At 62.7% G+C, this 12,938-nt stretch carries 7 protein-coding genes; 1 reads left to right on the plus strand and 6 read right to left on the minus strand.

Features of this window, described 5'->3' with window-relative positions; all coding sequences use genetic code 11:
* Window positions 1-3: 3 nt before the first annotated feature.
* Genes fusA through rpsL form a run of 3 tightly spaced genes read right to left on the minus strand, consistent with a single transcriptional unit; the run spans window position 4 to window position 2,964 of the window.
* A complete protein-coding gene (gene fusA / locus IVB24_RS26360) occupies window positions 4-2,076 on the minus strand; it encodes an elongation factor G (protein WP_166468991.1) in 2,073 nt (690 codons plus the stop codon).
* Between the two features lie 30 nt (window positions 2,077-2,106).
* Window positions 2,107-2,577 (minus strand): 30S ribosomal protein S7, encoded by a 471-nt coding sequence (rpsG, locus tag IVB24_RS26365; protein ID WP_018322260.1) that lies wholly within the window; start codon window positions 2,575-2,577, stop codon window positions 2,107-2,109.
* A 15-nt stretch (window positions 2,578-2,592) separates the two neighbouring features.
* A complete protein-coding gene (rpsL, locus tag IVB24_RS26370) occupies window positions 2,593-2,964 on the minus strand; it encodes a 30S ribosomal protein S12 (protein WP_007603006.1) in 372 nt (123 codons plus the stop codon).
* 681 nt (window positions 2,965-3,645) lie between these two features.
* Here rpsL and IVB24_RS26375 point away from each other — a divergent pair.
* A complete protein-coding gene (locus IVB24_RS26375) occupies window positions 3,646-4,305 on the plus strand; it encodes an FAD-dependent monooxygenase (protein WP_247769551.1) in 660 nt (219 codons plus the stop codon).
* On the opposite strand, the gene IVB24_RS26380 is transcribed toward IVB24_RS26375, so the two are convergent.
* The 3 genes from IVB24_RS26380 to rpoC all read right to left on the minus strand — a co-directional run bounded on the left by IVB24_RS26380 (window position 4,224) and on the right by rpoC (window position 12,856).
* Complete coding sequence (locus IVB24_RS26380) at window positions 4,224-6,272, minus strand: ABC transporter ATP-binding protein (protein ID WP_247769552.1); 2,049 nt, start codon at window positions 6,270-6,272, stop codon at window positions 4,224-4,226. The two genes, IVB24_RS26375 and IVB24_RS26380, sit on opposite strands and share 82 nt — an antisense overlap.
* Window positions 6,273-6,405: 133 nt before the next feature.
* Window positions 6,406-8,466, minus strand: coding sequence for an FAD-dependent oxidoreductase (locus IVB24_RS26385; RefSeq protein WP_247769553.1), 2,061 nt, complete (start codon window positions 8,464-8,466; stop codon window positions 6,406-6,408).
* A 193-nt stretch (window positions 8,467-8,659) separates the two neighbouring features.
* Window positions 8,660-12,856: a DNA-directed RNA polymerase subunit beta' gene (gene rpoC, locus IVB24_RS26390; RefSeq protein ID WP_094972002.1), complete on the minus strand. Its 4,197-nt coding sequence runs from the start codon at window positions 12,854-12,856 to the stop codon at window positions 8,660-8,662.
* Window positions 12,857-12,938: the final 82 nt, after the last annotated feature.

Genomic DNA, 12,938 nt, shown 5'->3' on the forward strand with positions numbered 1-12,938 from the left:
CAATCAGGCAAACTTCTTCTGGACTTCTGCCGACACGTTGGCCGGCGCTTCTGCGTAGTGGTCGAACTGCATGGTGAAGGTTGCGCGACCCTGGCTCATCGAGCGCAGGTTATTCACGTAACCGAACATGTTCATGAGCGGCACCATCGCATTGATGACGTTGGCGTTGCCGCGCATGTCCTGACCCTGGATCTGACCGCGCCGCGAATTCAGGTCGCCGATGACCGAGCCGGTATAGTCTTCCGGGGTCACCACTTCGACCTTCATGATCGGCTCGAGCAGGACGGACTTGCCCTTCTGCAAGGCTTCGCGGAATGCCGCGCGCGATGCGATTTCGAAGGCGAGCGCCGACGAGTCGACGTCGTGATACTTGCCGTCGACGAGCTGAACCTTGACGTCGACCACGGGGAAGCCCGCGACGACGCCAGAGCTCATCACGCTGTTGAGGCCCTTTTCGACGCCGGGGATGTATTCCTTCGGAACCGCACCGCCGACGATCTTGGACTCGAATTCGTAGCCCTTGCCGGGTTCGTTCGGCTCGACCACGATCGACACTTCCGCGAACTGACCGGTACCGCCGGTCTGCTTCTTGTGGGTGTACTTGACCTCGGCCTTCTTGGTGACGCGCTCACGGAACGCAACCTGGGGCGCGCCGATGTTGGCATCGACCTTGTAGGTCCGGCGAAGAATGTCGACCTTGATGTCGAGATGGAGTTCGCCCATGCCCTTGAGGATGGTCTGGCCGGACTCCTGGTCGGTCGACACGCGGAAGGACGGATCCTCCGCAGCGAGCTTGGCCAGCGCCACGCCCAGCTTTTCCTGGTCGGCCTTGGACTTCGGCTCGATCGCGATCTCGATGACCGGCTCGGGGAATTCCATCTTCTCCAGGATCACCTGCTTGTCGGGATCGCACAGCGTGTCACCGGTGCGCGCTTCCTTCAGGCCGGCCAGCGCGACGATGTCGCCGGCATAGGCTTCCTTGATGTCTTCGCGATTGTTCGCATGCATCAACAGCATGCGCCCGATGCGCTCCTTCTTCTCGCGGGTCGAGTTCACGACGCCGGTGCCGCTCTGCAGAACGCCGGAATAGATGCGGCAGAAGGTGATGGTGCCGACGAACGGGTCGTCCATGATCTTGAACGCGAGCAGCGCGAGCGGCTCCTTGTCGTCCGCCCTACGCACGACTTCGTTGCCGCGATCGTCGGTGCCCTTGATCGCGGGCACGTCGACCGGCGACGGCAGATAGTCGACGACGGCGTCGAGCAGCGGCTGCACGCCCTTGTTCTTGAAGGCCGAGCCGCACAGGACGGGATAGAACGCGCCGGTCAGGACTGCTTTGCGGATCAGCCGCTTCAGCGTCTCTTCGTCCGGCTCCTTGCCGTCGAGATAGGCGGCCATGGCGTCGTCGTCGAGCTCGACGGCGGCTTCCACCATCTTCTCGCGGTATTCCTTGGCCTGCTCGACCAGATCCTCGGGAATGTCGACATAGTCGAACTTCGCGCCGAGCGATTCATCGTTCCAGATGATGCCCTGCATCTTCACGAGGTCGACGAGACCCTTGAAGTTGTTCTCGGCGCCGATCGGAAGCTGGATGGCGATCGGCTTGGCGCCGAGGCGGTCGACGATGTCGGCCAGGCACTTAAAGAAGTCCGCGCCGGTCTTGTCCATCTTGTTGGCGAAGACGATGCGCGGAACCTTGTACTTGTCGCCCTGGCGCCAGACGGTCTCGGTCTGGGGCTCGACGCCCTGGTTCGAATCGAGCACGCAGACGGCGCCGTCGAGCACGCGCAGCGAACGCTCGACTTCGATGGTGAAGTCGACGTGGCCGGGGGTGTCGATGATGTTCAGGCGCTTGCCGGCCCAAAACGCGGTGGTCGCAGCCGAGGTGATCGTGATGCCGCGCTCCTGCTCCTGCTCCATCCAGTCCATCGTCGCTGCACCTTCGTGCACTTCGCCGATCTTGTGGCTCTTGCCGGTGTAATAGAGGATGCGCTCGGTGGTCGTGGTCTTGCCGGCATCGATATGCGCCATGATACCGAAGTTGCGGTAATTCTCTATGGCATGAACGCGGGGCATTGAGTGTTCCTTAGATTCCGTGTGTCGCCGTTACCAGCGATAGTGCGAGAAGGCACGGTTGGCTTCCGCCATCCGGTGCACGTCTTCCCGCTTCTTGACGGCGTTACCGCGGTTGTTCGAGGCGTCCAGCAGCTCAGCCGAGAGCCGCTCGGTCATGGTCTTCTCGTTGCGGTCACGCGCAGCCGAGATCAGCCAGCGAATGCCCAGCGCCTGACGGCGGGTCGAACGAACTTCGACCGGAACCTGGTAGGTCGCGCCGCCGACGCGGCGGGAGCGCACTTCGATCGTCGGCATGACGTTCTCGAGTGCCTGCTCGAACACGCCGAGCGGGTTCTGCTTGGTCTTGGTTTCGATGATACCGAACGCACCGTAGACGATGCCTTCTGCAACCGACTTCTTGCCGGCGTACATCACCGAGTTCATGAACTTCGTGACGATGATGTTCCCGAACTTCGGATCCGGAAGGACTTCGCGCTTTTCCGCTGAGTGGCGACGAGACATGGACCTGGTTCCCGCTTACTTCGGACGCTTCGCGCCGTACTTCGAACGACGCTGCTTACGGTTCTTGACGCCCTGGGTATCCAGAACGCCGCGGAGGATGTGGTAGCGCACGCCGGGCAAGTCCTTGACGCGACCGCCGCGGATCATGACCACCGAGTGCTCCTGGAGGTTATGGCCCTCACCCGGGATGTAGCCGATCACCTCGAAGCCGTTGGTCAGGCGCACCTTGGCAACCTTACGAAGCGCCGAGTTCGGCTTCTTCGGGGTCGTGGTGTAGACGCGGGTGCAAACACCACGCTTCTGCGGCGACTGCTGCAGCGCCGGCACCTTCTTGCGCGACTTCTGCACTTCACGCGGTTGAGCGATCAGCTGGTTGATCGTCGGCATCCTGGCCTTACCCTTTGTTATCGCGGCTCCTTGCGGATCCGCTGTCTTGCCGCAGTCCAATGAAGGGACCGCAAATTCTTTCGAGCACCCCGCCCGACCGGGTCACCCTGCGCGAAACAATCCGCACAAAGCGAAATCGCGCCAACCGCCCCATCAACGGGCGGAAAGCGCTTCGACGCCACAGAGGACCGCAGTATCAAGGCCGGTCAGCATAAAGCCGCGGCCCGCGCACTGAGGTCATGCATCCGAATTCGATCTCAAGAGAACGTGCTCAAGAGACCTAAAGTCGCACTGGCATTGCCTAGCTATGATCGACAGCGTTTGAGCGGCATTCGTCGAGGTTGGTGCCCGTCTTGAGCGATCCCTTGCGGCTCTGGTCCTTGGGGATCTAACGGGTGGCCCGTTCCGACGCTGGCGATGCTCACCGCCTGTCGTTAAGTGAGGCGCTTTCTATAAGTGGGAATCGATCAAGTCAAGGCGAAACGACAGTCAGAAGAGCTTCAGGAGCTTGCCAAAATCGCTGTTTGCCGCGCTCGCCGCCCAACTCCGATATGGGAACGCCGTCACCGTTTCGCCAGCCTGAGAATCATTATACCCGGGCAAAAAGTATTATTATAACCAGAGCTAAGCCTTTTTTTCTGTTGAGGCGTCAATCTGGGGCCGTCGGCAGGGATGGGCGCCATGCGGGACACCGACATCGCCATTATCGGCGGGGGATTGGGCGGCTCGACCGCCGCCGCAATGCTCGGCCGGGCCGACATTTCGAGCGTCCTGTTCGATCCGCATGAGAGCTATCCGGCGGACTTTCGCGTCGAGAAACTCAGTGGCCAGGAGCAGCTTGGGCGATTCTCAAGGACCGGAATCGCAGAATCAGTGCTGCGCCGGGCGACCTTTGCCGGTGAGAACTGGATCGCCCGCTTCGGCCGCCTGCTCGACAAGGCGCCGAGCCGTCAGTTCAGCATCCTCTACGATTCCCTGGTCAACGCCGGCCGCGACGAAATCCCCGCTTCCGTCGAGCGCATCTGCGCCAAGGCCATGAACGGGATGGATGCGGACAAGATCGCCGCCTTCTACGCCGATCCGGTGAAGCGGGATTGTGATCAATGGGCGGCGGCGAAAGCCTTTGACTTCCGCTCAGTTTCGATCGCGACGAACTCCTACTGGACGGCGCAGCGCTCGGCGCGCTTCATGGCGTGGTCGAGCCAGGGTTTATTGCGGCGGCTGGGAGGAGCGTTCCATCGGGAGCCGAACTTCCTCGGTCACTCCTCGTCGTCCTCGTCCTCATCATCCTCGTCGAGGTCGTCCTGGTCGCCTTCCTCATCGTCGCTTCCGTCGGCGTGAGCCGCCGCGGCGTGCGGCTGGTGGATCTGGTCGTTCCAAAGCTTGCGATAGGTCCCGTTCCTGGCGAGCAACTGGGCATGCGAACCGCGCTCGATCGCCCTGCCCCCTGAGATCACGATGATCTCGTCCATCTCCACCACCGAGGTCAGGCGGTGGGTCGACCAGATCATGGTACGGCCCTTGGCGACCTTGAGCAGCGTGCGGTTGATCGCAGCTTCCGTGGTCTGGTCCAGCGCCGATGTGGCTTCGTCCAGCAGCAGCACCGAGGGATTGCGGATGATCGCGCGCGCGATCGCGATGCGCTGGCGCTGGCCGCCCGACAGCGTATCGCCGCGCTCGCCGACCGGAGTGTCGTAGCGCTGCGGCAGGCTCATGATGTAGCGGTGGATCTCGGCCTTCTTGGCCGCCTCCGCCACTTCCTCGTCGGTCGCGCCCTCCTTGCCGAGCCGGATGTTCTCACGGATCGACATGTTGAACAGCATGTTCTCCTGGAACACCACCGCCATGCTCCGGCGCAGCGAATCCAGCGTCACTTTGCGGACGTCGACGCCATCGATGGCGACGCGGCCCTCGTTGGGCACATAGAGCCGCAGGATCAGGTTGAGCAACGTGCTCTTGCCGGAGCCGCTCGGGCCGACGATCGCGATGCGCTTGCCCGCATTGAGCTTGAGACTGAGATTATCCAGCACCGGCGTCTGACTGCCCTCGTACTGGAAGGAGACGTGATCGAAGGTGATGTCGTTGGTGATGCGCGGCAGATCGGGCGCCCCGGGGCGATCGGCGGCACGGGTCGGCTCGTCCAGCAGCTCCTGCATGTGCCGGATCGCGGCTGCCGAGGAGATCGACACCGGGATGAAATGCATGACATGGGCGATGTTGTAGGAGACCTCCCAGAACGCGCTCTCGAAGGTGACGAAGGTGCCGATGGTGATCTGGCCCTTGGTGGCGAGATAGGCGCCGATGGCGAGCACCACGAGGTGCAGCATCAGCACCGAGATGGTGACCGTCCGCTCCACCATGGTCGAAAGGAACGCGGCCGAGGCGATCTTGTCGCGCGCCTCGTGGTTGCGGAAGGTGAAGAAACCGAACATCTTGCGCTGAAGGCTGAACGCCTTGATCACGGCCTGCGCCGCCACGTTCTCCTGCACCATGCCGAGCAGCGCGCTCTCGTTGAGCTTCTGTTCGTAATTGGCCTGGACCGCCTTCGGCGTCAGGATCCGCGGACCGATCAGCGTGATCGGGAACACGAGCAGCGCGACCGCCGCGAGCTGCCAGTTCAGGAACACCATCAGGATGATGCCGGCGATCAATTCCAGAAACGGCAGCGCCGCACTGTTGGCGAACGTCTTGACCGAGCCTTCGAAGGCCGAGAGGTCGACGGAGAAGCGCGACAGGATCTCGCCGCGCTTGGTGCGGCCGAAATACGCCGCCGGCAAGTCCTGAACGTGCTCGAACAGGCGCTCGCGGACGTCGGAGATGATGCAGGCCGCCAATCGCGCGTCCCAGCGCTCGTACCAGACCGCAACGATCGAGGTGAAGATGCCGGCGACGGCGAGCACGCCGAGGATCTTGTACAGCGCCTGGAAGTCCTCCTCGCCGAGCGCGTCGTCGATCAGGAACTTGAGGCTGAGCGGCATGATGACGTTGAACAGCGTCTCGACGAAGACGCCAAACGCCACGAATGACAGCATACGTTTGTAATTGGCCAGGAATGGCTTGACGAACCCGACGATGGTCGCGAGCGCGCCGGCGGCCTCGCGCGCGGTAAAGACGACGAGGTCCTCGTCCTCGTCGTCGTCATCGAGCTCCAGCTCGTCATCCTCCTCGTCTTCGGCATCCTCGTCGTCTTCGAGGTCCGGCTTGGCAGCCGACGCGAGCTTGTCGTCGAGCTTGCCCGCCTCTTCGGCGGCGAGTTTCTGTTTGTCGGGCGAAAGAGGCTTGTCGGGCGAGGAAGGCTTGGATGCCATGAAACCAACGGATGCTGACGGCCGGCATGATCGCAGAGAAAGCAGGACATAGCGGAAGGCCGATATCGCACCGATTCTATGCGATCAGGATGAATTCGGCAAAACAATTGGCGAATTCAAGCGTGCCACGCGGCTACTCCGCGTCGTCGTCCTCGACCTTGTCGAAGAAGGAATAGCGCAGGCTGTCGGCGTCAGCGTACCACTGCCCCGGCCCCTTGTTGGCGGCGAGCGTCGCCTCCCAGAGCGCATCGGTGCAATCCTTGCGGTGCATCGAGAGGTCGAAACCATTGCCGAAGAACAGTTCGGACCATTCCCACCAGGTGCCGAGTTTCTTGACTCCACGCAGGAGGTCGTAGCGGTCGATCAGCGCCGGCGCCATGTCCGAGGTGACAGAGCCGAACACGAGGCCGGTCTTGACCACGCGGTTCAGTTCCTTGATCGCGCGGACCACCTGCTTCGGGGAAACATGGCACAGGCTGGTCTCGAACACGAAGTCGAACGCGCCGTCCTTGAACGGCATGTCGGTGATCGAGCCGAGCTTGTTGTACTTCTTCAGCGCCTTCGGGGTCCTGGCGTGGATGGCGCGGTTGTTCTCGATGCCGAAGGCATCGATGCCGCGGTCGCGCAGCGCGCCGACCAATTCGCCGCTGGCCGAGCCCGCGACGAGCAGCCTGGTGCCCTTCGTCTTGCCCCAGACGATGCCGAGCAGCCGGGTGAGGTAATCGGGATCGGTGAAGTGCCGCCACGCCTCGTGATAGGGACCGAGGCCGCGATAATTCTCGAAATAGTCACGGTCGATCTTGTCGGAGAGCGGCTTGTCGTCCTGCGCGCGCGCGCGGCGCAGCCGCATCATCTCGGTCAGGATGATGTCGGTCGCAGCATCCGAGGAGTCGAGCAGGCCGTTCAGCGTCGAGTCGAACAGATAGTCGCCGACCACCACGATGCCGGGATGCTCCTTCGGCTCGGGCCGGTGATTGGTCATGACGTCGCGCACCGGCAGGCCGCCCGGTATAGCGTTCACGGACGACAGCCAGCGATGGATCTTGCCTTCCATGAAATGCGACCGCGCATCGCCGAGCGAGGCCGGCAGCGATTTCAGCGCGGCATCGATCAGCTCCTGGTCCGACAGGTTGGCGAAGGCCAGGGCGTCGGAGCCGGGAATCAGCCAGTTCAGCACGCCGTGCTTGCCGACATCGTGGCGCGCGCCCTCGTTGTAGACGCAGCAGCCGCCGAAGGCTTCCGACATGAACCAGGCGCCGGAAATCTTCTCGCCCCAGAACGGCGTGTCGAACAGGATCGAGACGCGCAAATAATGCGCCGGACGGTCGAAGTAGGAAACGTGCTTGACCATCGACTTGCGGAGCTGTTCGCCTTCCCACCCCATGGTGGCGAGCCAGGAATGCGGCAGGCAGACCAGCACGAGATCGAAGTCGCGCGTCTCCGGTCCCTTGCCGTTCATCATCTTGAGCTGGTAGCGGCCGGTCGGCTCCTTGCCGACGGCAAGCACGCGGTGATTGAGCTGGATGTCGGCGTTGACCTCTGACTGCAGGCACTCGATCAGCTGCTCGTTGCCGTTCTGGATGGAATAGAGGCCGATATAGCCGTCGACATCCATCAGATAGTTCTTGAGCGCGTTGAGGCCGTTGGTGTTGTGGCTCTCCGTCGCGATGTCGGAGCGCGCCATCACCTTGAAGAAGCGCTTTGCGGTTTCGTCCTCGACCTCCTCGTCGAGCACCTGCTCGGCGGTCTTGTAGGCCCAGGGGTTCTCGTTGTCGTGCGCGCCGACGCCTTCGTAATATTCCATCGGCGTCATCGCATCGGCGCAGCGCTTGCGGAACGCTTCGATCGCGGCGGCGGTCTTGGCGCCGTATCTGCGGCGCATGCCCGGCACGTCGTTGAGGAATTCGCCGCCGAACTGCACCTGCTCGGCATCCATCGGAATCGTCTGCAGCCCGAAATGCTGGATCAGCTCGCGCAGCGGATCCGGCCCGGTCATCGAGTAGTCATAGATCTCGGCCACGCCGGCCTCGTACATCGCGGGCGCGGAATCGAACTTGCGCGTGACGATCTTGCCGCCGAGCCGATCAGAGGCCTCGTAGATGGTGACGCGACAGAGATCGCCAAGCTTGCGCTTCAGATACCAAGCGCTCATCAGCCCGCCGGGGCCGCCACCTACGATTGCGAGATCAATCATGTGAGTTCCGAGGTCTCCGGCGCGCCCCCCGTCACGGGATCCACCGGTCTAAAGTCCCTTAGCACAAGCGCTTTTGCGCCTGAAGGAAAGATGAACAAAGCTTGATCCCGCATCGCAACAGGCAAACAAAGCAGCAAAAAGGCCGGCTTTCGCCGGCCTTTTCATTGTCCTCGGTAGTCCTACGGATGAACGATCATTCCGCGGGAGGTAGCGCAGGAAGCTCCGCTTCCGGCGCGGGTGACACGACCGCCGCCTGCTTCTCGCGCTCGTCCAGGATCATCTTGTCGCGCTTCACGGCGACTTCGCGGATCTTGGCCATGGAGGCGCCGGTGCCCGCCGGGATCAGCCGGCCGACGATGACGTTCTCCTTGAGACCTTCGAGCGGATCGACCTTGCCGTTGACCGCCGCTTCCGTGAGGACGCGGGTGGTCTCCTGGAACGAGGCCGCCGAGAAGAAGGAGCGGGTCTGGAGGCTCGCCTTGGTGATACCGAGCAGAACCGGCGTCCCCGTGGCGATCTTCTTGCCCTCTTCCTTGGCCTTCTCGTTGAGCGCGTCGAACTCGATCTTGTCGACCTGCTCGCCCGAGATCATGTCCGTGTCGCCCTGGTCGGTGACTTCCACCTTCTGGAGCATCTGACGGACAATCACCTCGATGTGCTTGTCGTTGATGAGCACGCCCTGGAGCCGGTAGACCTCCTGGATTTCGTTGACCAGATAGGCCGCTAGTTCCTCGATACCCTTGACCGCAAGGATGTCGTGCGGCGCCGGGTTGCCTTCCACGATGAAGTCGCCCTTTTCGACGACGTCGCCGTCCTGAAGGTGGATGTGCTTGCCCTTCGGGATCAGGTACTCGCGCGCCTCCTCGGTCTTGTCCATCGGCTCGATCGAGATGCGGCGCTTGTTCTTGTAGTCGCGCCCGAACCGGATGGTGCCCGCGATTTCGGCGATGATCGCCGCATCCTTCGGACGCCGTGCCTCGAACAGTTCCGCCACCCGCGGCAGACCGCCGGTGATGTCACGCGTCTTGGCGCTCTCGGTCGAGACACGGGCGAGGATGTCGCCCGGGTTGACCTTGGCTCCGACGTCGACCGACAAAATGCCGTCGACCGACAGCATGTAGCGGGCATCGCCGCCACGGGCGAGCTTGAGCACCTTGCCGTCCTTGCCCTTGACCACGATGGCCGGACGCAAATCCGCGCCGCCGCGAGTCGAGCGCCAGTCGATGACCACGCGCTTGGCGATGCCGGTGGCCTCGTCCAGCGTTTCCGTGATCGACTGCCCTTCGACCAGATCCTCGAAGCCGATGATGCCTTCCACTTCGGTGAGAAGCGGACGCGTGTAGGGATCCCACTCGACGATGCGCTGGCCCCGCTTGACCATGTCGCCCTCGTCGACGTGCAGGCGCGCGCCGTACTGAATACGGTGCGTCGCACGCTCGGTCCCGTCGGCATCGACGATCGCGATCACCATGTTGCGGACCATCGCGACCAGGTGACCTTCGCTGTTGCGGGCGATGGCCTTGTTCCGGATCACGATCTTGCCGTCGAAGTTGGATTCGACGAACGACTGCTCGTTGAGCTGCGCCGCACCACCGATGTGGAAGGTGCGCATGGTCAGCTGGGTGCCGGGCTCGCCGATCGACTGCGCCGCGATGACGCCGACGGCTTCACCGTGGTTGACCGGCGTGCCGCGGGCGAGGTCGCGGCCATAGCACATGCCGCAGATGCCGTTGACGAGTTCGCAGGTCAGTGCAGAACGGATCTTCACCTCCTGCACACCACCCTGCTGGATGGCGTCCAGATGGCTCTCTTCCATCAGCGTGCCGCGCTTGATGATCACCTTGCCGGAGCTGTCGCGGATGTCCTCGCAGGCCGTGCGTCCGAGGATGCGCGAGCCGAGCGAAGCAACCACGGTGCCGGCATCGACGATGGCGCGCATCTTGATGCCGAGCTTGGTGCCGCAGTCGCTCTGCGTGATGATGCAGTCCTGCGCCACGTCGACCAGACGACGGGTCAGGTAGCCCGAGTTCGCGGTCTTCAACGCGGTGTCCGCGAGGCCCTTACGGGCGCCGTGGGTCGAGTTGAAGTACTCGAGCACCGAGAGGCCTTCCTTGAAGTTCGAGATGATCGGCGTCTCGATGATCTCACCCGACGGCTTGGCCATCAGGCCGCGCATGCCGGCGAGCTGGCGCATCTGGGCCGGCGAACCGCGGGCGCCGGAGTGTGCCATCATGTAGATCGAGTTGATGTCGGCATCGGCTCCACTTGCCGTCTTCTTGGTGGAGGAGATCTCCTTCATCATCGCCTTGGCGATTTCTTCCGTGGCCTTCGACCAGGCGTCGACCACCTTGTTGTACTTCTCGCCATGGGTGATCAGACCGTCGTTGTACTGCTGCTCGAAATCCTTCGCCAGCGTACGGGTGGTGTCGACGATCTTCCACTTGGAGTGCGGTACGACCATGTCGTCCTTGCCGAACGAGATGCCGGCCTTGAACGCGTTGTAGAAGCCGAGCGCCATGATGCGGTCGCAGAAGATCACCGTCTCCTTCTGGCCGCAGTGGCGGTAGACCTGGTCGATCACGCCCGAGATTTCGCGCTTGGTCATCAGCTTGTTGATGATCTCGTACGAAATCCGCGGGTTCTTCGGCAGGAGATTGCCGAGCATGACGCGGCCGGCGGTGGTCTCGATCCAGCGCGTCGAGACCTTGCCGGTCTCATCCATCCCCTGCCACCGGTACTTGATCTTGGTGTGGAGGTGGATGACCTTCGCGTGCAGCGCGTGCTCGAGCTCGGCCATGTCGCCGAAGATCTTGCCCTCGCCGGGCAGGCCTTCGCGCATGATCGAGACGTAGTAGAGACCGAGCACGATGTCCTGCGACGGCACGATGATCGGCTGGCCGTTCGCCGGATGCAGGATGTTGTTGGTCGACATCATCAGGACGCGCGCTTCCAGCTGCGCTTCGAGCGACAGCGGAACGTGCACGGCCATCTGGTCGCCGTCGAAGTCGGCGTTGAACGCGGCGCAGACCAGCGGGTGAAGCTGGATCGCCTTGCCCTCGATCAGCACGGGCTCGAACGCCTGGATGCCGAGACGATGCAGCGTCGGCGCGCGGTTGAGCAGCACCGGATGCTCGCGGATGACCTCATCCAGGATGTCCCAGACCTCCGGCCGCTCCTTCTCGACCAGCTTCTTGGCCTGCTTCACCGTGGTGGACAGGCCCTTGGCGTCGAGCCGCGAATAGATGAACGGCTTGAACAGCTCGAGCGCCATCTTCTTCGGCAGGCCGCACTGATGCAGGCGCAACTCGGGACCGACCACGATCACCGAACGGCCCGAATAGTCGACGCGCTTGCCGAGCAGGTTCTGACGGAATCGGCCCTGCTTGCCCTTGAGCATGTCGGCGAGCGACTTCAGCGGGCGCTTGTTGGCACCCGTGATGACGCGACCGCGGCGACCGTTGTCGAACAGCGCATCGACCGCTTCCTGAAGCATGCGCTTCTCGTTGCGGATGATGATGTCGGGCGCACGCAGCTCCATCAGCCGCTTCAAGCGGTTGTTCCGGTTGATGACGCGGCGGTAGAGGTCGTTGAGGTCCGAGGTGGCGAAGCGGCCGCCGTCCAGCGGCACCAGCGGACGCAGGTCCGGCGGGATCACCGGAACCACGGTCATGATCATCCATTCCGGCTTGTTGCCGGAGTGGCGGAACGCTTCCACGATCTTCAGGCGCTTGGCGAGCTTCTTGTGCTTGATGTCGGAGTCGGTCTCCTGCATCTCGAGGCGCAAGGTGGCTTCGAGCTTCTCGAGGTCCATGCCCTTGAGCAGCTCGCGGATCGCTTCCGCGCCGATCATCGCGGTGAAGCTGTCCTGGCCGTACTCGTCCTGCGCCTTCAGATACTCGTCTTCCGACAGCAGCTGACGGTCCTTGAGCGCGGTGAGACCCGGCTCGAGCACGACGTAATATTCGAAGTAGAGGATCCGCTCGAGATCCTTCAGCGTCATGTCCAGCAGAAGGCCGATGCGCGAGGGCAGCGACTTCAGGAACCAGATGTGCGCGACCGGGGCTGCGAGCTCGATATGGCCCATGCGCTCGCGCCGGACGCGCGACAGCGTGACCTCGACCGAGCACTTCTCGCAGATGATGCCCTTGTACTTCATGCGCTTGTACTTGCCGCACAAGCACTCGTAGTCCTTGATCGGCCCGAAGATGCGGGCGCAGAACAGGCCGTCGCGCTCGGGCTTGAAGGTACGGTAGTTGATGGTCTCCGGCTTCTTGATCTCGCCGTAGGACCAGGACAGAATCTTCTCTGGAGACGCGATCGAGATCCGGATCTGGTCGAAGACCTGAGCCGGAGTCGTCGGGTTGAAGAGATTCATAATTTCTTGGTTCATCGTCTTCTCCTCGCATGCCGGTCGCCTCCGGCAGCAAATTCGAAAATCACTCGAGCGGGGCGCCCTGCCCTCAAGGCCTCGG

It is taken from the genome of Bradyrhizobium sp. 192, assembly GCF_023100965.1.
Lineage (GTDB): Bacteria > Pseudomonadota > Alphaproteobacteria > Rhizobiales > Xanthobacteraceae > Bradyrhizobium > Bradyrhizobium symbiodeficiens.